The sequence below is a fragment of the Sphingobium sp. LMA1-1-1.1 genome (assembly GCF_040676365.1).
GTDB lineage: Bacteria > Pseudomonadota > Alphaproteobacteria > Sphingomonadales > Sphingomonadaceae > Sphingobium.
This window is the reverse complement of sequence record NZ_JBEGHS010000056.1, coordinates 48624-68473: the sequence shown is the minus strand read 5'-3', so window position 1 is coordinate 68473 and position 19850 is coordinate 48624. Positions and strand designations below refer to the sequence as shown.

Sequence of the window (19850 nt, the reverse complement as noted above, 5' to 3'; positions counted from 1 at the left end):
GCAAGGGCGCTTGCATCTCATTTCAGCCACTGGGTCGCGGCGAACCATCCGCCGATCCCGGCCGCCATGACGACGCACACCCCCACCACCCCCCAAAAGGCCCAGGATTCATGGGCAAAGGGGATCCCGTCGACATTCATGCCCAGCAGCCCGGTCAGGAAGGTCAGCGGCAGGAACACCAGCGCGACGACGGAGATGAGCAGCGCCTGCCGGTTCATCTGTTCCGCGCGCAGGTCGGTCAATTCTTCATGGGCAAGCGCCGACCGCTCACGCACCGCCTCCAGTTCCTCCGCCATGCGGGCGCAACGATCCGCCGCTTCCTGAAGGTGCAGCCGGTCGTCAGGCTCCAGCCATGGCGCATCGGCGGTCGACAATCTTTCCAGCGCCTGCCGCTGCGGGGCGATGAAGCGGCGGTAGCCGATCGCCGTCGCGCGGATTTCCGATACCCGCCGCCGCGCCTCGGCCGGTCCATATTCGGTCAATGCGCTTTCAATGTCGTCCAGGCCATCGCCCAGTTCAGCGACTTCCGGGTCGAGCGCTTCGGTGATCTGCTGCGCCAGGGCGGCGATCAGGTCGCCGGGGTCGCGAATGAGGCCGCGCAGCATCTGCTGCCGGACCGGCTCGATCGCCGCGAGCGGACGATAGCTGACGGAAATGACCCGCGCCTCTTCCGCCCAGAGGCGGATCGACACCAGCGGATCGCCGATATCATCCTCTCTGGTCCCAAGCCCGCGCAGGTTCACCAGCGCGCCATGGGCCATCAGCGTGCAGCGCGGCCGCGTCTCCTGCGCCAGCAGGGCGGACAGAGCCGCTTCGGGCATATGGTCGCAGCGGGACGCAACCAGCCGGGCATCCTCCTGCCAGCCATCGGCATGAACCCAGCTGAACGGTGCGTCCTGCGTCCGCGCGCAGAAATCGTCGAGCGATACTTCCTGCGTCCGCGCGCCGTCGAAAAGAAATACCCGGCTTATGGCATCATCTCCAACCAGAGCGACAGCCCCGCCCCGGGCTTTTCGGGCGCGGCGCTGGCCGCGATCCGCACCGCATCGGCCCGCGCCCGGTCCAGGATCGCGTCGGGCACGTCGGGCGCGTGATACAGCCGATCGGCCTCGCCCAGCAGGCGGGCGGCGCGCAGCGTGAGGTCATCGGGATCGCGCGAAAGCAGGCGGACGGTTTCCAACCGATCGGCCCGTGCATCCCCGGCATCGGCCAGCCAGTCCGGCAGGGCATCCACCGCCCCCTCGGAAAGCGGATCGATAAGGCCGCCTTTGGCGAGTCCCGTATCGATCGCCCTTCGCCGCGCCGCTGCGTCGGGCCAACGGCGGCGGATCGCGGTGCGCGCATCGTGAAGTGCCGTCGCCAGCGACCCCAATCGGGCCGGCAGCATGGCTTCGATCCGCTGGCGCAACGCCTTGGCCAGGCCGGCCGATGCGCCCCCGGTCCCAATGGCGACCAGAACCGGCTCGCGGGCGACTATGGCGGGAAGGGTGAAGTCGCAAAGCTCCGGCCTGTCGGTGGCGTTCACCAATATGCCCCGCGCGCGCAGCCGCTGCACCGTCGCCTCATCGCCGTCCGCGACGATCGCCAGCGCGGCATGCTCGCCCTCGTCCACGACGCGGGCGCCCGCCCGTTCCAGCAGGCGTCGCTTGGCGTCCGCCGCCTCGCCCACGCCTGTCAGGATGACGGCCCGCCCTTGCAACCGCAGGAAGACGGGCAGGCTGTGCATTATTCCGTCGCGCCTTCCGCGACCCAGGCCGGAATGCTGTCGCCTTCGATCAGCGCCTCTATGGGCGGGCGGGCGCGGACCACGGCCCATCGGTCCCCCGACACCAGCACTTCGGGGGTCAGCGCGCGGCTATTATAGGTGCTGGCCATGGTCGCGCCATAGGCGCCCGCGGTCATGAACGCGACCAGGTCGCCCGCCGCCACCACGTCCATGTCGCGATGCATGGCGAAGGTGTCGCCCGTCTCGCACACCGGGCCCACGACATTGGCGGCGGCGCGATCGCCCTTCGGATGGACGGCGCGAATGTCGTGCCAGGCATCGTAGAGGCTGGGCCGCAGCAGGTCGTTCATCGCCGCGTCGACGATCACGAAGGGCGCCTGCGCGCCCTGCTTCACGCGCACCACCTGCGACAGCAGCACGCCGGCATTGCCGACGATCAGGCGGCCCGGCTCGAACATCAGGCGGACGTCCCAGCCCTGCGTCACCCGCGTCACCATCGCGCCATATTCAGCGGGGCTCGGCGGCAGCGGCTGGGAGGGATCATAGGGCACGCCCAGCCCGCCGCCCAGGTCCGCGGTGCGGATGTCGTGGCCTGCCTCACGCAGGCTTGCGATCAGCGCGCCCACCTTGACGAAGGCGGCTTCCAGCGGCTTGAGATCGGTCAACTGGCTGCCGATGTGCACCGCCACGCCCTGCACATCCAGGCCCGGCAGGTCGCGGGCGGCGGCATAGCTGGCGAGGGCGCGGTCATAGGGGATGCCGAACTTGTTTTCCGACTTGCCGGTCGAAATCTTGGCATGGGTTCCCGCGTCGACATCCGGGTTGATGCGATAGGCGACCGGCGCTTTCCGGCCCATGGACAGCGCCACCTGGGACAGCATCTCCGCCTCGGGCTCGCTTTCCAGATTGAACTGGTAGATGCCCTTTTCCAGCGCGATGCGCATTTCATCCGCCGTCTTGCCGACGCCCGAAAAGACGATGCGGTTCGCCGGAATGCCGGCCGCCAGCGCGCGCAGCAATTCACCCGCCGACACGACGTCCGCGCCCAGACCCAGCTTCGCCAGCGTCGCCAGCACGGCGGCGTTGGGATTGGCCTTCACCGCAAAGGCGATCAACGGATCGGCAAGCTGCGACAGTCCATCGCGGAACACGCCGACATGGCGGCTCAGCGTCGCAGTGGAATAGATATAGACGGGCGTGCCGACCTGCGCCGCGATCTCCGCCATCGACACCTGCTCCACCTGCATGGCGCCGTCGACATAGTTGAAATGGTCCAAGGCTGTTATCCTAGTGAAATCCTGGCGCCGGGATCCAGCGCCCAACGCTATTGCAGTTCGCTTTCGGGCGGCAGGTCGAATTTATCGTCGTCGCGTTCCTTCGACTGGGTCAGCAGTTCGACGTTGCGTTCCGGCCGCGCCTGAATGGAGGGCGCAGTAAGCTGCGCCGCCGTGGGCGCCGTCGCCGCGCCGACCGGCACGGCGGGCAGGCGCTGGCCCTGAATGGGCTTGAGCGGCTGGCGGCCGCCGCAGGACGCCAGGACCAGCGCCACGCTGGCCAGGGCCATTCCCGCGGCAATTCGTGCGACCGTCATTGTTTCTGCCCTTTCGCGTTCTGCCGGGCCTGCGCGATCCGCGCGCGCACCTGGTCGGGCGCGGTGCCGCCATGGCTCCTGCGGCTGGCGACCGAGGCATCGACCGTCAGCACCGCATAGATACGCTCATCGATGCGCGCATCAATGGCCTTGAGCGTATCGATGGGCAGGTCGGCAAGCTGCACGCCCGCCGCTTCCGCCGCCGCGACGGCGCGGCCGGTGATATGATGCGCCTCGCGGAAGGGAATGTCGCCTTCGCGCACCAGCCAGTCGGCAAGGTCGGTCGCCGTGGCGAAGCCGCTCTCCGCCAGTCCGCGCATCCGGTCGGTGCGGAAGGTCACCGTCTCGATCATCCCGGTCATCGCGGCGATCGAAAGGCCCAGCAGGTCATGCGCCTCGAACACCGGCGGCTTGTCGTCCTGCATGTCCTTCGAATAAGCGAGCGGCAGGCCCTTCATCGTCACGCAGAGCGCGTTCATGCAGCCCATGATCCGCCCGGAATGGCCGCGCACCAGCTCGGCAGCGTCGGGATTGCGCTTCTGCGGCATGATCGAACTGCCGGTCGAATAGGCATCGGGCAGTTTCACGAAGCCGAAGGGCTGGCTCGCCCAGATGATGAACTCCTCCGCCAGGCGGGAAAGGTGCAGGCTGCACTGCGTCGCCGCCATCAGGTAATCGAGCGCGAAGTCCCGGTCCGACACGCTGTCGAGGCTGTTGTCGGTCGGCTTGGCGAAACCCAGCGCCGCCGCCGTCGCGTGGCGATCGATCGGAAAGCCCGTTCCCGCCAGCGCCGCCGCGCCCAGCGGACATTCGTTGAGCCGCGCCCGCGCATCGGCGAAGCGGCTGCGGTCGCGGCGAACCATCTCATGATAGGCCATCAGGTGATGACCCAGCGTCACCGGCTGGGCGGATTGCAGGTGAGTGAAGCCGGGCATCACCGCATCGGCATGCTCCTCCGCGCGGGCGAGCAGCATGTCGGACAGGCCCTGCAGCCCCATCTCGACCTCATCGATGGCGTCCCGCACCCAGAGGCGGAAGTCGGTCGCCACCTGGTCGTTGCGCGAGCGCGCCGTGTGCAGCCGTCCCGCCGCCGGACCGATCAGTTCGGCAAGGCGCGACTCCGTCACCATGTGGATGTCTTCCAGGTCCAGGTCGACCGGCACGCCGTCGGCTTCATATTCCGCGGCGATGCGGTTCAGCCCCTCGGTGATCGCCTGCGCATCCTCGCCATCGACGATGCCCTGCTTGGCCAGCATCGCGACATGCGCCTTCGATCCGGCGATGTCCTGCTTCCACAGGCGCTTGTCGAACGGGATCGAGGCATTTATCTCCCGCATGACCGAAGCCGGACCGGCCGCGAAGCGTCCGCCCCACATGCTGTTGGAGCTTTTTCCCGTGCGATCTTCCCCGTTCCGATCTTCCTTGCGCTGCGTAATGACACTGCTCCTGCTGGCTGGCCTTGGCGCGTGCGATAAGCAATCGCCGCCCGCCGGGCAAGGCCCGAACGCCAGCGAGGAGGCGACGGGACCGGGACAAAGCGGCGCTCCGGGCAAGGGAGGCGCGTTCAGCTATACGATCGACCGATCAAAGGCCGGAACCCCCGCACCCGATTTCACCTTCCAGAACCCGGACGGCAGCGACGCCGCGCTCAAGGATTTCGCGGGCAAGCCGATGCTGGTCAACCTGTGGGCCACATGGTGCGCGCCCTGCGTGGCGGAAATGCCGACTTTGGACGCGGTCGCGGCGGAATATGGCAAAAAGGGGCTGGCCGTCCTCACCATCTCCCAGGACAGCCAGGGAGAGACGGTGATCAAGCCCTTCTTCGAAAAACATCCCCTGCCGCATCTGAAGGGCTGGATCGACCCGGAAAACCAGTTCGGCTTTCATTACAATACCGGCATGCTGCCCACCACCGTCATCTATGATGCGCAGGGCAAGGAAATGGCGCGTGTCGTTGGCGCCATGGATTGGAACAGCAAGGAAGGGCGCGCGCTGATCGACGCGGCCATGGCAAGCTGACGCAGGACGCTCCTTCCCCTGCCCGCGCCGCCCGCCTCCTGCAAAATGCGGCTGATCCCACGCACCTTGGCGAACTTTCATTCCGCTCCGCAGCATGGAAGTTTGCCGCCACTTCCCTTCAGAAATGAAGCAGAAACGTTTCTTCCCTTATAATTTTTGTGCAGCGCAATAGCGGTTTCCCCGACTCAGTCCGTTGAACCCCCTGTCATGAACAAGTGCAAACAGGGGGCATTAGATGACAGGAATATCCGCTCTTCGCCTTTCATTGGTGCTGGCCTCGTCATGGTCGGCCTGCGCGATGGCGCAGGAGGCACAGACAGCGCAGGCCGATGAAGGCGCCGCCATCATAGTGACCGGCACGCGCGCCGTGGGCATGCAGGCCGCCGAAAGCGCCGCGCCGATCCAGGTGCTGAGCGAGGAAGCGATCAGCCATGTCGGCCAGCCCAACCTCAACCAGGTGCTGACCCAGATCGTGCCGAGCTTCACCGCCCAGACGCAGGGCACCGACCTTTCCAGCTTCTCGCTGTCTGCCCGGCTGCGCGGCCTCAGCCCCAACCACACGCTGGTGCTGGTCAACGGCAAGCGCCGCCACGGCAACGGCATCCTCCAGGTGATCTCCGGCGCGTTCCAGGGTTCGGCCGCGCCCAGCATCGACCTGATCCCGCCGGACGCCATCGCCCGCGTCGAGGTGTTCCAGGAAGGCGCGGCGGCCGTCTACGGCACGGACGCGATCGCCGGCGTCATCAACTTCATCCTCAAGGACAACAACGAAGGCGGCAGCTTCAAGGTAACCGGCGGCCAATATTATGACAGCGAGGGCGAGTTGTTCTCCGTTTCCGGCAATATGGGTTTCAAGCTGGGCGAAGACGGCTTCTTCAACCTCAGCCTGTTCCACCGCCGCCAGGACTACACCACCGTCGGCACCGGACAGGTGCAGATCACCCGGCCGGACGGCACGCTGCAATCCAACACGCCGGCCCAATGGTCGAACCTGGCGGGCGACGCGCTGTCGGGGATCAACGGCGGCCAGCCCAAGACCTATCTGACCGAAGCCTTCTACAATATGGGCTATGATTTCGGCGGCGTCGAACTCTACAGCTTCGGCGATTATGCCCGCCGCATCGGCTATGCCAAGCAGGGCTACCGTCATCCCAAGCGCATCTGTTACGAAACCGGCAATCTGGGCGGTGGCATCACGCCCGCGGCCTATGATCCCAGCATCTGCTATGGCGATACCGGCATCTGGGGCATGGTCCCGCTTCAGCATGTGATCGAGGACGAATACAGCTTCACCGTCGGCGCCAAGGGCGAGGTGTCGGGCTGGAACTATGACCTCAGCACCACCTATGGCCACCAGAAGGACGACATCTGGACCGAAGCGTCCGCCCATCGCGAAGTCTGGCAGGAAAGCTATGCCGCATCGCTACAGGGCATCGGCAAGCCGAACACGGTGGACAAGGCCTATGACGGCGGCTTCCGCCTGAGTCAGACCACCGTCACCGCCGACATCCGCAAGGAATATGAGGTCGGGCTGGCCAGCCCCCTCACCTTCGCCTTCGGCGGCGAATATCGCCGGGACACCTATGAGATCGTCGCAGGCGACTATTATTCGACCTACAGGACCGGCGTTCAATCCTTCCCCGGCTACAAGGCGACCGACGCGGGCAAGTTCCACCGCAGTTCGAAGGCCGGCTATATCAACCTGATCGCGGAGCCGGTGGAACATTGGTCCGTCGACCTTGCCGGCCGCTATGAGGATTATACCGACTTCGGCAACACCACCATCGGCAAGATCACCACGCGCTACGACTTCAGCCCCGCCTTCGCGCTGCGCGGCACCGTCAGCACCGGTTTCCGCGCCCCGACGCTGGCGGAGCAGAAATATTCGACGATCAACGTCGGCCCGACCAGCGCCGTCGCGCAGCTTCCCGCCGGCACGCCCGCCGCGGCGCTGCTGGGCTTCAACGCGCTGAAGCCTGAAAAATCGAAGAACTTCTCGGCAGGCGTCGTGCTGCGGCCGGTGCCCAAGCTCGCCATTACGGTCGACGGCTACATCATCAAGATCAAGGATCGCATCACCGGCACGGCGGCGCGCAACGCCGTCCTGAACGGCGTTGCCCAGCCGGGCGGCGCCGATATCCTGAACGCCCTGAACGCGGCGGGCATCGTCCTCGACAGCGCGCTGTTCACCAGCGGCACGATCGGCGTGTCCAGCTTCACCAACGGCATCGATACCCGCACCTGGGGCATCGACTTCTCCGCCGCCTACCCCGTCGCGCTGGACTTCGGCACGCTGAACCTGTCGCTGACGACGAACTACAACAAGACGAAGATCACCAACAACAAGGTCGGCTATCCGATCTTCAACGCGGCGTCGGAAAGCAATATCGAACGCTCCAACCCGGACTACAAGATCGTGGCCGGCGCCTTGTTCAAGAGCGGGAAATTCTCGCTCAACCTGCGTGAAACCTTCTACGGCAAGACCAGCGTGCTCGTCCGCCCGGCCTTGTTCATTCCCAGCGGCGGGTTCCTGATCGCGGACGGCGCCATCGTGAACGGGGTCAACGCCAATCAGCTCTACTTCAACGGCGTGGTCAAGGCGACGGCGCTCACCGACCTGGAGGCGAGCTACGACTTCACCGACGCCGTCACTTTCTCGGTCGGCGCGAACAACCTGTTCAACAAGCGGCCAGAGGTGCCCGCGATGATGCAGGGCGTCACGCCGGGTGCGGGCGTTTCGCCCTTCATCAACGGTGCCGGCGCCTATAACGCCTATTTTGGACATGGTCCCTATGGCACGTCGGGCGGCTATTATTACGCGCGGCTCGACTTCAAGTTCTGAAGCGTCACGAAGGGAAGGGCCGGTCTCGAAAGGACCGGCCCTTTTATGCCGTGGGAAACTTTATGCCGGCGGAAACCGGGGTCTCAGGGTTCGCCCTTCGATTCCTGCATCCGCCGTTCGGCAAACCATTGTTCCAGCATCTTGGCGGTGCAGCCTGTAAAGCCGTTGCTGCCGATGGCGGAGCAACTGCCCGGCAGGGTCTGCCGCTGCACCTCCTCCATCGTGGCGACCTGGCTGCCCCAGCCCGGTCCGCCCGCCGGCTCCGGCTTTTCGCGCAGCTTCTTGGGAATGCGGTATCGTTCGGCTTCCGGCTTGCGAGCGCAGACGATGATCTCGTCGCCCTCGCCCTTGGGACAGGGATCATCGCCATAGACGACCAGGTTGAAGATCTTTTGCGGCGGCTCGGCACGGGCCGCGCCCCCGAAAGTCAGCGGAACCAGCGCGACGGCGGCCAGGGAAAGGGCGGGGAAGAGACGCATCGATCCATATTCCTTCTTCGTCCCCTGTCCCGCCGTCCGGATTGCCCGGTTGCCGACGGCCTTATTTTCAAGACGCCGGCGACCGGCCCTTGCCGTCACTGCTGCGGCGGCGTTCCCTGTTGCGCGCCTGCCGCCCCGCCTTGCTGCTGTTGCTGGGCAGCCTGCGTCCTTTCCTCGGCAACGGCCCGCGCCTCGATCGCCTTGCTGTCCGCGTCGATGGTGGAGAGGCGCCGGGCGCGTTCCGCCGCGACCAGATCCTTCCAGCCTGCGCTGTCCGCCGCCTGCCGTTCCGCCTTGGCAAGCCGCGCCAGTTGCGCGAAGCAGCCCGTGGCGCCGCCGCCGCCCACCGGCGAGCAGCTTTCGGTGCCGCTGCGGCCGACATATTCCATCGATCTCACCCGCTCGCCCCAGGCCTGGTGGCTCGGCTGGTTGGGGTCGCCGCGCAACGGCTCGGGAATGCGGTAGCGCTCTTCCTCGCCCTTGCGGGCGCAGACGACGATGTCGCTGCCCTGGCTTTGCGGGCAGGGGTCATCGCCATAGACGATGACCAGATTGACGCGTTCCGACCCGGTTTGCGCGGCAGGCGCCTCCTCCTTCGGCAAAGTCGGCCCCTGCTGTGCCAGCACGGGGGAGGCGGCGCCCAGCAAAAGCATGGCGGCGATCAGGCTGGTCTTCATCATGCTTCTCCTCAGATGCGCTTCGAAAGGGCGATGGCAGCGCGACAGCCCAGTCTGATGGCGCCGGACAACAAGGGGTAGGCCGGGGCCTGCTCCGCGCCATGGGCGATGGCGGCATCGCGATGCTCGACCTCCTCCGCCTGGAAATCCGCGATGGCAGTGGAGAGTTCCGGATCGTCCTGCCCCAATTGCTCGAGCTGTTCGGCATAATGGCGGTCGATCTCCGTCTCGATCGCCGCGGTGCAGGCCATGGCGGCGCGCGGCCCGATGGCGGCCGTTACCGCGCCCAGCGCGAAGCCCGCCACATTCCAGATCGGCTGGAGCGCCGTCGGCCGCCCACCCCGGCGCGCGATCATCGCGTCGAAATGCTTGCGGTGCCGTTCCTCCTGCGCGGCCATGCCGGCGATCAGGCGGGAATCGGGATGCCGGTCGCCCATGACGGCCAGTTGCCCGGCATAGATGCGCGTCGCGCCAAATTCCCCCGCCTGGTCGACGCGCAGCATGGAGGCGCGCTCCGCATCGGTCACGCGGCGACCGGGGCGTGGAAAGTCCTTTGCGCTCATGCCTTGCTCCCTTTCCCAAGCAGCAATGCCAAGATGAGGAGCGCCGCCGCCCCCGACAAGAGGCCGTTATAGCCCGCCATCGAAATGCCGAACAGGCTCCAGGCCGCCACATCGCATCGGGTGATCGGCGTCGCCATGATCTGGTTGAGGATATCCGCGGGATTGCCGGCAGTCGGGCTGGTCGAACAGGCGGTAAGGCCCTGCCACCAGCCATATTCCACTCCGGCATGGAACAGGCCGATGCCGCCGCTTATGCCGATGGCAAGGCCGGCGAGGCCAGTGAACAGCGCGCTGAAGCAAGCCCGGCCGCGCAGCGCATAGGCGATCAGCGCCAGCGGAATCGCGGCGAAATGGGCGTAACGCTGCCACCAGCACATCTCGCAGGGGTGCAGGCCGCCAAGGAACTGAAAGGCGTAGGCGCCGCCCAGCATGGCCAGGGGAAAGATCAGCGCCAGCGCGCGGGCAAGGGGCAGTGATTTCATATCGCCCGCTTAAACCGTCTCGCGCCTTTCGTCATGCTGAACTTGTGGCGGGGAACCTGTGAGGTGAAGCGGCGTGACGCATCGGCCTCATCCGACCTGCTCCTGCAAAGGCAGGAGCAGGTCGGTTTTCGCTATCAGCGCGTCGCCGGCTTGCGGGCAGGCGCTGCCTGGGCGACGGCCGCCCCCGGCTTTGCCGCCAGCCGTGCCAGCGTCTTCAGCGCATAGTCGAGCTGGAAATCGTCGATCCCCTTCTTCTTCAACTCCTCGGCCGTGGCGGCGAAGCGCGGATCCTCCTTGCCGTCCTCCTCCAGCGCCGCATTGTCGGTCTTGATCTCGTTGATCAGATGGCGGCGCAGGTCGCTTTCGCGGAATTTCGGCCGGTTCTTGTAATCGGGATCGCTCAGCTGCGGCACCTTGACGTCCGGCTCGATCCCGCCTTCCTGCACGGAACGGCCGGATGGCGTGTAATAGCGTGCGGTGGTGAGCTTGAGCGCGGTGGTGCTGCTGAGCGGCAGCATGGTCTGGACGCTGCCCTTGCCGAAGCTGCGCTCGCCCATCACCAGCGCGCGATGCTGGTCCTGAAGGGCGCCCGCGACGATTTCCGATGCGGAGGCGGAGCCCGCGTCCACCAGCACGATCACCGGCAGCCCCTTCGCATCGTCGCCCGGCTTGGCATAATAGCGCTCGACATCGCCCTTGTTGCGGCCGCGCTGCGACACGATCTCGCCCCGTTCCAGGAAGGTGTCGCTGACCGACACCGCTTCGTCCAGCAGCCCGCCCGGATTGGAGCGCAGGTCAAGGATATAGCCGGTGGGCCTATGGCCCAGGCTCTTGTCGATGCTGCGGATCGCCTGGCGAACGTCGGCGCCTGTATTGGCCGAGAAGCTGACGATGTTGATGACGCCGATGCCGTTCTTCACTTCCCATTTCACGGGCTTCAGCTGGATGATCTCACGCGTCAGGGTAAGGTCGATCGGCTTGTCGCGGCCGGGGCGGACGATGGTCAGCTTGATCTGCGTGCCCGGCGCGCCGCGCATCTTGTCGACCGCCTCGTCCAGCGTGCCGCCATAGATGAGCTGCCCGTCGAGATGGGTGATATAGTCGCCCGCCTTGATCCCCGCGCGCCAGGCCGGGGTATCCTGCGTCGGCGCGATCACCTTGACCGCGCCGTCCTCCTGCGTGACGGAAAGGCCAAGGCCGCCATAGCTGCCCTCCGTCTGGGTCTTCAGATTCTGGAAATCGCGCGCGTCGAGGAAACTGGAATGCGGGTCCAGGCTGGCAAGCATGCCGTCGATCGCGCCCTTGATCAGCTTTTCATCGTCGACCTTCTCGACATAATCGCTGCGGACCTTCTGGAACACGTCCATGAACTCGTCGAGCGCCTTGTAGCTGCTTGCCTCCCCATCGGCGAGCGCCGCGGTGGTGGCAGGGATGAGCGCGAGCGCGCCAAGGGCGACGGCGCCCCGGAAGAAATTGGATTTCATGCGTGTCCTGAGTCCTGGCATCGAAGCGGCAGTATAGGGCATTTCCTCGCGGACGCAAAAATCTTGCGCATGCCCATGCTAAGCCGGCCGATGCCCCTTGCGCCATTTGGTGAACAGGTGCCGCGCCAGCATCGCGGGCGGCATCCTGAGCCAGTGGGACCGCAGATAGAAGGCGAAACGCAGCAGCTTTCGCCTTTCCCGGCCCCACCCGTCGCGCGCCAGCAGCCGGGCCATGACGATCCGGTCCCAGAACGTGAGCCGCGCCCCTTCGCCATAGAGCGCCATGGCCATGCGCCGCGCCTGCCGCACATGGGGCAGCAGGCCATGCCGCGCCGCCCGCGCCTCCAGCGCCGCTTCGTCGGCGCCGTCGAGCAGGCAATATATGTCCCAGAGGTTGCGAAGTCCCCCGGCCAGGTCGCCATCGGCCAACAGATGCGCCGCCGCGTGACAGACCCGGTCCTCGGCGGACAGAATGGATAACTCGTTGGTAATGGAAACCGCCTGCGCGATCATCGCCGCCGCGTCGGGCGTCGGCCGCGCCGTCAGGGGCAGGACGGTATGATGCACGTCGATCATCCGGTCCCGCGCCGCATGGATCATCGGCGGCAGTTCATGCATCCATTGCCGGTAATAGGCATCGTCATAGGGGTCGTCCTTGACCCATTCCCATCCCGCGCCGATCAGCGCCTGCTCCACCCGATCCATGGCGTCGCGCGGCACCAATATGTCGAGATCGCCGATGAAGCGCCCCTGCCCGGCGCGCAGCCCAGCCGCCGCATAGGCCGTACCCTTGAGCAGCACGACGGGCACCTCCAGTCCTGCGAGGGCCTCCGCCGCGCGATCCGCCTCCCACAATGCCTGCCGGCCCTCGCGCTCCGCATCCAGCCGGGCGTCCGCCAATATGGCGCGCACCGCCGGGGGCACGGGCCGATCGCCGATCCGCAGGGCAAGCGTGCCGATCAGCCGCTCTGCCCTGGCCATGGCGACCAGGGCGTTCCACCCGGCCGCATCCAGCGCCGTCACCCCGTCAGGGTCGCGCAAGGCCCGCGCCAGCAGCCGGGCGCTCATGCCAGTTCCTCCCAAAGCCGCTCGACCAGGGCGATGGCCTCTTCGCCCGACGGAAAGTCGATGGCGCGCGCGGGGACATTGCGGACGAAACCACTCAATGCCGCGAAACCCGGCTCGCCCAGGGCGACATAGTTGGTCGATGCCTGGGTCAGCCGCATGAAGACCTCCCCCTGGCCGACCGACCGCATATCCGCTTCATGGCCAAAGCGCGGGAACAGCAGCATGGCAGGCTGCGCCCCCTCCCCCATGCGCTCGATCGCGTCGCGGCGAGGAACGAGGTGGCGGATATCCCCCTTGGCCGTTCCGGCCAGCATGGGACCCATCCGCTCCGGCGGCGCTTCCGCCGCGAGGACATCGATCGCGCGGTTCTTGAGCGAGACGAGGCGCGGAAAGGGAAGGATCGCCCCCGTTTCCAGGTCGAGCAGCGCGAATTCGTCGCCCATCAGCCGCCAGCCGCGTTCACCCAGTTGCGCGGCCAGGGTCGATTTGCCCGAGCCGGACTCCCCGGTCATCACCAGTGCCCGCCCGTCCTTTTCCACGCTGGAGGCATGGAGCAGCAGGTGCCGCCGCCATCCCAGCGCCATTTGCAGGTTCATCCCCATTTCCGCCGCCAGCAGCCCATGGCCAAGGCTCATCGGCGCCGCGTCGGCCAGCCCATGGTCGCCGGTGATGAAGATGGAGGGACGGACCCAGCGCCGGAACGGACCCGCCGGTTCCAGCCGCACCGTGAAATCGGCGATCGCATCGGCGGGCCGGGGATAGTCGGCGTAGAGCCGCGCCAACGCGTCCACCGGCTGGCGCCAGGCCGATCCGATCCGGAAGGTCGCCGGGCCGATCTTCAGGGTCAGGCCATGGTTCACGCGATCCGGACCAGTCCGAGCAAGGCCAGCTCCGCCAGATGCATCTCGACCAGCGTCAGCGCCTCTTCCGCCGGGCCCAGATCATAGTGGCGGGCGAGCTGGCCCAGCACCTCCCCCGCCGTCAACGCCGCGCCATCGTCCAGCGTCGCCAATATCTCCGGCACCGGGCTGATCACCATATGCGTCTGGCCCGACGGCCGGTGGTAGAACAGCACCATATCCTCCAGCGCGCAGGATAGGATGGCGTCCGGGCTGTCCTGGCAATAGCGGGCTGGCATGGTCGCGAAACTTGGCCTTCGATGGGAATGGTCACGCCATGCTTACGGCAAAGGCGTAGCCAAGTAGCTAACGCGACACGCTGTTTTACGTGACGCCCGCCATCCCATGCGACCAGATCCCGTCAGCGGGGCATTTGCAGCGATGCGTAGCAGGTGAAGCCGCTCGTCCCCGACTGGAGGCGGCGGATATAGTTCAGATAGGCCTGATTCTGGTCATAGCTGGTGCCCGGCAACCGGCCGCCGCGAAGCGCCTGGCGGACCTGCTCCCCGCTGAAGTTCTTGCCGGCGGGGAAGGCGCCCTGCGTGCCCGCCGGCACCAGTTGGCCGTTGGGCGCGATATAATTGCCGGCCCTGCCCTGGTCGGGAACGGGTATCGTGCAGTTGAGCACCGATGCGGCCGTGTTCGCCAGCGCCGGCCGGATCGATATGATCGCGGAAGCCGCGACCGCCCCGCCCATCAGCAACTGGCGTCGCGACGGCACGGCAAGGCCGTCGTCCTGCGACTCGGCGTCCTTCTGGGGGGGCAACGGCTCGCTCATGTCATCCTGATCCGCTATCGCGCTTGCCAAACTGTAAAAATTGCCGGCTACTGCGACCGTCTTTGCAGCAAATGCGTCAAATTTCCAGCATGGTAACCATGAATCGCCTTACCGCTTCCCAGATCACCGCCTCGCTGGCCGTTCTGCTGCTCGGCACGGGCGGCGCCTTGATGATGGGCGCAGGGCCGATCGACATCCTCCTGCCCGTGCTGGCGGCCCTGCTGGTGCTCGTGATCTGCGCGGCTGGGCCGGGCCGGGCCGAACCCGCCATGTCGCCTGTCCAGGCGGAGATGCCCGACATCATCGCCCATCCCGATGCGCGCGGCCTGCTGGAAGGCATAGCCGATCCGCTGATGCTGATCGAACGCGGCCGCATCGTCGCTGCCAATCGCGCGGCGCAACGGCTGCTGGGCGCGCATATCGAGGGGGAAGACGCCCGCATCGCCATCCGCCATCCCGCCGCCGCCGAACGGCTCGCCAGCCAGGCGCCGCTGGCCGAGCCGGTGATGATCGAGCTGGTCGGCCTGGGCACGCGCGAGCAGCGCTGGCAGATGCGGATCGCTCCGGTGGGGGAGGATGACAATGTCCGGCGGCTCGTCCATTTGGCCGACCATAGCGGCACCCATGCAGCGGAGAAGATGCGCGTCGATTTCGTCGCCAATGCGAGCCACGAACTGCGCACGCCTCTCGCGGGCATATTGGGCTTCATAGAGACGCTGGGCGATCCCGATCTCGGCAAGGATGACGAAACGCGACAGCGCTTCCTCCAGATCATGGACGGGGAGGCGCGACGCATGCAGCGGCTGATCGACGATCTCATCTCCCTCTCCCGCATCGAGGCGGAGAAATATCGCCTGCCCGACGGCGCGGTCGACCTGTCCGGCCTGGTGGCGGAGGTGGTGGGCGTATTCCGCACCAGCCATGGGCCGCGCGGGCGGGAGGTGGAGATGGAGATCGCACCCGACCTGCCCGACGCGCAGGGCGACCGGGCGCAGCTCTCGCAACTGCTCCACAATCTGATCGGCAATTCGATCAAATATGGGCGCGCGGGCTCCCCGATCAGGGTATCGCTGTCGGACGGGCCGAACGGCCTGTTGCGGCTGACCGTCGCGGACGAGGGCGAGGGCATCGGCCCCGATCACCTGCCGCGCCTCACCGAACGTTTCTATCGCGTCGATTCGGGGCGCAGCCGGGCGGTGGGCGGCACCGGCCTTGGCCTTGCCATCGTCAAGCATATCGTGGAGCGGCATCGCGGCCGGCTCGACATAGCGAGCGTGCTGGGCAAGGGCACCACCATCTCCATCCTGCTGCCGCGCTTCGCCGTGGAGGAAAAGGCCCTCGCGGCAAAGGCCTGAACAAAAAAAGACGGCGACAGCGCCCGCTTCCGCCGCCACTGTCATAAAAGTGCAATCGCTCTGTCACAAAGGCGCGATGTACCGCGGCTACGGCGCATGCCCAGAGGGGGGCGGCGAGAAGCGAATCGCGGCCTTTGACGAAGGAGATTACCCGTGAAGCATTTCGCCATGATGGCCGCGACCGCTGCGGTCGCACTCACTCTTTCCGGCTGCGGCCAGCAGTCCGGCGGCGCCGCCGGCGGCACCCGCGACCAGATCCGGGCGGTCGGTTCCTCCACCGTCTATCCCTTCGCCACCGCGATCGCGGAGATGTTCGTGCAGGGCAATCCCGGCATGAAGTCGCCGATCATCGAATCGACCGGCACCGGCGGCGGCATGAAGTTGTTCTGCGCGGGCGTCGGCGCCCAGCATCCCGACATTGCCGATGCCTCGCGCCGGATGAAGAAGAAAGAATTCGAGGACTGCCAGAAGAATGGCGTCAAGGACATCGTCGAGATCCAGGTCGGCGTAGACGGTCTCGCCTTTGCCGAATCGAAGAACGGCCCGGGCTTCAAGCTGACGCCCAAGATCGTCTATGAGGCGCTGGCCGCCAACCCCTATGGCAAGGGTCCGAACAAGGCGCAGACCTGGAAGGATGTCGACCCCAGCCTGCCCGCCACGCCGATCAGCGTCTTCGGCCCGCCGTCCACCAGCGGCACCCGCGATTCGCTGGCCGAACTGATCCTGACCAAGGGCTGCGAAACCGACCCGGCGATGGAAGCGCTCAAGAAGAAGAGCGAGGACGAGTTCAAGGCCACCTGCACCCGCATCCGCGAGGACGGCAAATATGTGGACTCGGGCGAGAACGACAATCTGATCGTCCAGAAGCTGGCAGCCAACCCCAATGCGCTGGGCGTCTTCGGCTTCAGCTATCTGGAAGAGAATAAGGACAGCCTGAAGGACGTCAGCATCAACGGCGTCGAGGCGACCTATGAGACCGTGTCGACCGGCACCTATCCGGGCGCCCGTCCGCTCTTCATCTATGTGAAGAAGGCGCACATGACCGCGATCCCCGGCCTTCAGGCCTATCTCAACACCTTCGCCGCGAACTGGGATCCGAACGGCGCGTTGACCAAGCGCGGCATGGTCGCGGCGCCCGAAGACGTGCGCAAGGCGAGCGCCCAGGCCGTCAAGTCGCTGCCAGTGCTCGACGGTTCGCAGCTCAAATAAGACAGGTGATATGACAGGTCCTGCAATCCTTCTGCTGCTGGCCGGCCTGGGCGCCATCGCCTGGGTCAGCGCCCGCGCCCGGGCCATGCGGCTGCAAAATGTCGCGCGCGCTTCGGGGCGACGCGACGCCATGCACAGCCTGCCGGGCTATCACGGCTGGTATGTCGCGCTCTGGACGCTGGTGCCCGCCGGCCTGTTCCTGGCGGTCTGGGCAAATATCGCGCCCGGCCTGATCACCCAGGAGGTGCTGAGCAGCCCGGCGGCGCAGAGCCTGCCCGTCGACGATTTCTCGCGCTTCGCCATATTGGGCGAGGCGCGGGCGATCGCCACGGGGATGCAGGCAGGGGCGTTCAATCCGCTCTCGCAGGGCCTTGTCGAACCCTATGCGCACGCCATCGGCAAATATGGCTTTGCCGGCGCCGCCCTGGCGCTGGTGCTGGCCTTTGCCGGCGGCGCCTATGCCTTCACCCGCGTGCGTCCCGACTTCCGGGCGCGCACGCGGGTCGAACGGCTGGTCATGGCAACCTTGCTGATCGCGTCGCTGCTGGCGATCATCACGACGCTGGGGATCGTGGCCTCCTTGCTGTGGGAAAGCTTCCGCTTCTTCACCATGGTCAGCCCCGTCGATTTCCTGTTCGGCGCCAAATGGAGCCCGCAATCGGCGGCGCTCGGCTATGGCAATGACGACGCCTTCGGCGCCGTGCCGCTCTTCTGGGGAACCATCTTCATCGGCGCGATCATCGCCATGGCCGTCGCGATCCCGCTCGGCCTGATGAGCGCCATCTATCTCACCCAATATGCCAGTTCGACCGTCCGCAAGTGGATGAAGCCCACGCTGGAGATGCTCGCGGGCGTGCCGACGGTGGTCTACGGCTATTTCGCCGCGCTCACCATCGCCCCTGCCCTGCGCGATTTCGCGGTGAAGATCGGCATCCACGGCGCCTCTTCGGAAAGCGCGCTGGCGGCCGGGCTGGTGATGGGCGTGATGATCATTCCGTTCGTCTCCTCCATGGCCGACGACAGCATCGCTGCCGTGCCGCAGTCGATGCGCGATGGCAGCCTGGCGATGGGCGCCACCACCAGCGAGACGATCCGCCGCGTGCTGATCCCCGCCGCCCTTCCCGGCGTGGTCGGCGGCGTGCTGCTGGCCGTCAGCCGCGCCATCGGCGAAACCATGATCGTGGTGATGGCGGCGGGCCTGGCCGCCAACCTCACCCTGAACCCCTTTGCCAGCGTGACGACGGTGACGACGCAGATCGTCCAGCTTCTGACCGGCGACCAGGAATTCGACAGCGCCAAGACGCTGGCGGCCTTCGCCCTGGGGCTGGTGCTGTTCATCGTGACGCTGCTGCTCAACATCGTGGCCCTGCGGGTCGTGAAGAAATATCGCGAGGCTTACGAATAATGACCGCAGAACGCCTCCCCACCGACTGGAAGTCGGACGCGATGCGCAGGCGGATCGCGCGGCGCTATGCGTCGGAACGCCGCTTCAAGGCGGCGGGCCTGCTCGCCGTCGCGCTCTCCGCCGCGTTCCTGGCCTTCCTGCTGTTCAACATGCTGGGCAATGGGCTGCGCGGCTTCACCCGGACGGAGATCGCGGTGAAGGTCGACTTCCCCGCATCCCCGCTGCTGCTCGATCCCAATGCCATCACCGACCAGGCGCTCGCCAATGCGAACCTGCCGATGGTGACGGGAGCGGTCGTGAAGAAGGCGCTGGGCGCGGATGCGGAGGAATGGGTTTCGCCCACCGCCTGGATCGTGCTGCGCGACGCAATCAAGGCCGATCCGAAGATCCTGTCGCAAACGGTGACGCTCAAGCTGCCCGCCGCCACCGCCATCGATCTCGCCGCCAAGAGCAAGGGTTCGCCGGAGGCGGAGGCAGCAGTGGCGCGGCTCGACAAGGCGGGCCTGCTGACGACCGGCGTCAACTGGGGCTTCCTGACCGCGAGCGACGGCACCGATCCGACGCAGGTCGGCATCTGGGGGGCGTTCAAGGGATCGCTGCTGACCATGCTGGTGACCCTGGCCTTGAGCTTCCCGGTGGGCGTGGCGACGGCCGTCTATCTGGAGGAATATGCGCGCAAGAACTGGCTGACCGACATCATCGAAGTGTCGATCAACAATCTGGCCGCCGTCCCCTCCATCATCTTCGGCCTGCTGGGCCTGTCGATCTTCCTCAATTTCCTGCACCTGCCGCGCTCTGCGGCGCTCGTCGGCGGCATGACGCTGGCGCTGATGACCATGCCGGTGATCGTCATCGCGGGACGCAACGCCATCAAGTCGGTGCCGCCCAGCATCCGCGACGCCGCGCTCGGCATCGGCGCGTCGCGGGTGCAGGTGGTGTTCCACCATGTGCTGCCGCTCGCCCTGCCCGGCATCCTCACCGGCACCATCATCGGCATGGCCCGCGCTTTGGGCGAGACCGCGCCGCTGCTGATGATCGGCATGCGCGCCTTCATCGCGACGCCGCCCGGCGGGATCACGGACCCCGCCACGGTGCTGCCGGTGCAGATCTTCCTCTGGTCGGACGAAGTCTCCAAGGGCTTTGTCGAAAAGACCTCCGCCGCCATCATCGTCCTGCTGGTCTTCCTGCTCGCGATGAACGGTATCGCCATCTACCTGCGCAACAAGTTCGAAAGGCGGTGGTGACCGCGATGACAGCCATGATGCATGAACAA

At 66.4% G+C, this 19850-nt stretch carries 20 protein-coding genes; 6 read left to right on the top strand and 14 right to left on the bottom strand.

The features are described from left to right. Positions 1-17: 17 nt before the first annotated feature. From MRBLMA1_RS19425 to argH, 5 genes are read right to left on the bottom strand one after another with little or no spacing between them, the layout of a single operon-like run. Positions 18-971, bottom strand: coding sequence for a zinc transporter ZntB (locus MRBLMA1_RS19425; RefSeq protein WP_133653648.1), 954 nt, complete (start codon positions 969-971; stop codon positions 18-20). Beyond that, entirely contained in the window at positions 968-1726 is a 759-nt protein-coding gene (locus tag MRBLMA1_RS19420) for a precorrin-2 dehydrogenase/sirohydrochlorin ferrochelatase family protein (RefSeq protein WP_363739100.1), read from the bottom strand. The genes MRBLMA1_RS19425 and MRBLMA1_RS19420 overlap by 4 nt, the downstream gene beginning before the upstream one ends. After that, the gene (lysA, locus tag MRBLMA1_RS19415; protein ID WP_363739099.1) at positions 1726-3003 is read right to left on the bottom strand and encodes a diaminopimelate decarboxylase; all 1278 of its coding nucleotides are present in this window, start codon (positions 3001-3003) and stop codon (positions 1726-1728) included. Before lysA ends, MRBLMA1_RS19420 begins: the two co-directional genes overlap by 1 nt. A 47-nt stretch (positions 3004-3050) precedes the next feature. Further along, the gene (locus MRBLMA1_RS19410) at positions 3051-3317 is read right to left on the bottom strand and encodes a hypothetical protein (RefSeq protein ID WP_133653645.1); all 267 of its coding nucleotides are present in this window, start codon (positions 3315-3317) and stop codon (positions 3051-3053) included. Beyond that, positions 3314-4693 carry an argininosuccinate lyase gene (argH, locus tag MRBLMA1_RS19405; protein ID WP_363739097.1) on the bottom strand — a complete coding sequence of 460 codons (1380 nt, stop codon included), beginning with the start codon at positions 4691-4693 and terminating at the stop codon, positions 3314-3316. The genes MRBLMA1_RS19410 and argH overlap by 4 nt, the downstream gene beginning before the upstream one ends. 58 nt (positions 4694-4751) lie before the next feature. Here argH and MRBLMA1_RS19400 point away from each other — a divergent pair, with 58 nt between their 5' ends. After that, positions 4752-5336: a TlpA family protein disulfide reductase gene (locus MRBLMA1_RS19400; protein WP_363739095.1), complete on the top strand. Its 585-nt coding sequence runs from the start codon at positions 4752-4754 to the stop codon at positions 5334-5336. 235 nt (positions 5337-5571) lie between these two features. After that, entirely contained in the window at positions 5572-8178 is a 2607-nt protein-coding gene (locus tag MRBLMA1_RS19395) for a TonB-dependent receptor plug domain-containing protein (RefSeq protein WP_363739094.1), read from the top strand. Between the two features lie 83 nt (positions 8179-8261). Here MRBLMA1_RS19395 and MRBLMA1_RS19390 read toward each other — a convergent pair whose 3' ends face one another. The 9 genes from MRBLMA1_RS19390 to MRBLMA1_RS19350 all read right to left on the bottom strand — a co-directional run bounded on the left by MRBLMA1_RS19390 (position 8262) and on the right by MRBLMA1_RS19350 (position 14608). Then, positions 8262-8657 carry a hypothetical protein gene (locus tag MRBLMA1_RS19390; protein ID WP_363739092.1) on the bottom strand — a complete coding sequence of 132 codons (396 nt, stop codon included), beginning with the start codon at positions 8655-8657 and terminating at the stop codon, positions 8262-8264. A 95-nt stretch (positions 8658-8752) separates the two neighbouring features. After that, positions 8753-9337 carry a hypothetical protein gene (locus MRBLMA1_RS19385; protein ID WP_363739090.1) on the bottom strand — a complete coding sequence of 195 codons (585 nt, stop codon included), beginning with the start codon at positions 9335-9337 and terminating at the stop codon, positions 8753-8755. 8 nt (positions 9338-9345) lie between these two features. Beyond that, entirely contained in the window at positions 9346-9897 is a 552-nt protein-coding gene (locus MRBLMA1_RS19380) for a demethoxyubiquinone hydroxylase family protein (RefSeq protein ID WP_363739088.1), read from the bottom strand. Next, the gene (locus tag MRBLMA1_RS19375) at positions 9894-10379 is read right to left on the bottom strand and encodes a disulfide bond formation protein B (RefSeq protein WP_363739087.1); all 486 of its coding nucleotides are present in this window, start codon (positions 10377-10379) and stop codon (positions 9894-9896) included. Before MRBLMA1_RS19375 ends, MRBLMA1_RS19380 begins: the two co-directional genes overlap by 4 nt. Positions 10380-10513: 134 nt before the next feature. After that, positions 10514-11863 (bottom strand): S41 family peptidase, encoded by a 1350-nt coding sequence (locus tag MRBLMA1_RS19370; protein WP_363739085.1) that lies wholly within the window; start codon positions 11861-11863, stop codon positions 10514-10516. A 78-nt stretch (positions 11864-11941) separates the two neighbouring features. Beyond that, complete coding sequence (locus MRBLMA1_RS19365) at positions 11942-12931, bottom strand: nucleotidyltransferase domain-containing protein (protein WP_363739083.1); 990 nt, start codon at positions 12929-12931, stop codon at positions 11942-11944. Next, on the bottom strand, positions 12928-13791 hold the full coding sequence (locus MRBLMA1_RS19360) for an HprK-related kinase A (RefSeq protein ID WP_363739081.1): 864 nt from the start codon (positions 13789-13791) through the stop codon (positions 12928-12930). The genes MRBLMA1_RS19365 and MRBLMA1_RS19360 overlap by 4 nt, the downstream gene beginning before the upstream one ends. Next, positions 13788-14069, bottom strand: coding sequence for an HPr-rel-A system PqqD family peptide chaperone (locus MRBLMA1_RS19355; RefSeq protein WP_363739079.1), 282 nt, complete (start codon positions 14067-14069; stop codon positions 13788-13790). The genes MRBLMA1_RS19360 and MRBLMA1_RS19355 overlap by 4 nt, the downstream gene beginning before the upstream one ends. Positions 14070-14191: 122 nt before the next feature. Beyond that, positions 14192-14608, bottom strand: coding sequence for a hypothetical protein (locus MRBLMA1_RS19350; protein WP_133653633.1), 417 nt, complete (start codon positions 14606-14608; stop codon positions 14192-14194). Positions 14609-14706: 98 nt separating this feature from the next. Here MRBLMA1_RS19350 and MRBLMA1_RS19345 point away from each other — a divergent pair, with 98 nt between their 5' ends. The 4 genes from MRBLMA1_RS19345 (at position 14707) to pstA (ending at position 19821) form a co-directional block, all read left to right on the top strand. Then, entirely contained in the window at positions 14707-15963 is a 1257-nt protein-coding gene (locus MRBLMA1_RS19345; RefSeq protein ID WP_363739077.1) for an ATP-binding protein, read from the top strand. A 153-nt stretch (positions 15964-16116) separates the two neighbouring features. Further along, positions 16117-17172, top strand: coding sequence for a substrate-binding domain-containing protein (locus tag MRBLMA1_RS19340; protein WP_363739075.1), 1056 nt, complete (start codon positions 16117-16119; stop codon positions 17170-17172). A 10-nt stretch (positions 17173-17182) separates the two neighbouring features. Then, the gene (gene pstC, locus MRBLMA1_RS19335) at positions 17183-18577 is read left to right on the top strand and encodes a phosphate ABC transporter permease subunit PstC (protein ID WP_363739073.1); all 1395 of its coding nucleotides are present in this window, start codon (positions 17183-17185) and stop codon (positions 18575-18577) included. Further along, complete coding sequence (gene pstA / locus MRBLMA1_RS19330; RefSeq protein WP_363739071.1) at positions 18577-19821, top strand: phosphate ABC transporter permease PstA; 1245 nt, start codon at positions 18577-18579, stop codon at positions 19819-19821. Before pstC ends, pstA begins: the two co-directional genes overlap by 1 nt. Positions 19822-19850 lie beyond the last annotated feature (29 nt).

Coding starts and splice junctions, on each gene's coding strand:
- MRBLMA1_RS19420 (WP_363739100.1), bottom strand. CDS start 1,726: ATGCACAGCCTGCCCGTCTTCCTGCGGTTGCAAGGGCGGGCCGTCATC.
- MRBLMA1_RS19410 (WP_133653645.1), bottom strand. CDS start 3,317: ATGACGGTCGCACGAATTGCCGCGGGAATGGCCCTGGCCAGCGTGGCG.
- argH (WP_363739097.1), bottom strand. CDS start 4,693: ATGTGGGGCGGACGCTTCGCGGCCGGTCCGGCTTCGGTCATGCGGGAG.
- MRBLMA1_RS19400 (WP_363739095.1), top strand. CDS start 4,752: ATGACACTGCTCCTGCTGGCTGGCCTTGGCGCGTGCGATAAGCAATCG.
- MRBLMA1_RS19395 (WP_363739094.1), top strand. CDS start 5,572: ATGACAGGAATATCCGCTCTTCGCCTTTCATTGGTGCTGGCCTCGTCA.
- MRBLMA1_RS19390 (WP_363739092.1), bottom strand. CDS start 8,657: ATGCGTCTCTTCCCCGCCCTTTCCCTGGCCGCCGTCGCGCTGGTTCCG.
- MRBLMA1_RS19385 (WP_363739090.1), bottom strand. CDS start 9,337: ATGATGAAGACCAGCCTGATCGCCGCCATGCTTTTGCTGGGCGCCGCC.
- MRBLMA1_RS19380 (WP_363739088.1), bottom strand. CDS start 9,897: ATGAGCGCAAAGGACTTTCCACGCCCCGGTCGCCGCGTGACCGATGCG.
- MRBLMA1_RS19375 (WP_363739087.1), bottom strand. CDS start 10,379: ATGAAATCACTGCCCCTTGCCCGCGCGCTGGCGCTGATCTTTCCCCTG.
- MRBLMA1_RS19370 (WP_363739085.1), bottom strand. CDS start 11,863: ATGAAATCCAATTTCTTCCGGGGCGCCGTCGCCCTTGGCGCGCTCGCG.
- MRBLMA1_RS19365 (WP_363739083.1), bottom strand. CDS start 12,931: ATGAGCGCCCGGCTGCTGGCGCGGGCCTTGCGCGACCCTGACGGGGTG.
- MRBLMA1_RS19355 (WP_363739079.1), bottom strand. CDS start 14,069: ATGCCAGCCCGCTATTGCCAGGACAGCCCGGACGCCATCCTATCCTGC.
- MRBLMA1_RS19350 (WP_133653633.1), bottom strand. CDS start 14,608: ATGAGCGAGCCGTTGCCCCCCCAGAAGGACGCCGAGTCGCAGGACGAC.
- MRBLMA1_RS19345 (WP_363739077.1), top strand. CDS start 14,707: ATGAATCGCCTTACCGCTTCCCAGATCACCGCCTCGCTGGCCGTTCTG.
- pstC (WP_363739073.1), top strand. CDS start 17,183: ATGACAGGTCCTGCAATCCTTCTGCTGCTGGCCGGCCTGGGCGCCATC.
- pstA (WP_363739071.1), top strand. CDS start 18,577: ATGACCGCAGAACGCCTCCCCACCGACTGGAAGTCGGACGCGATGCGC.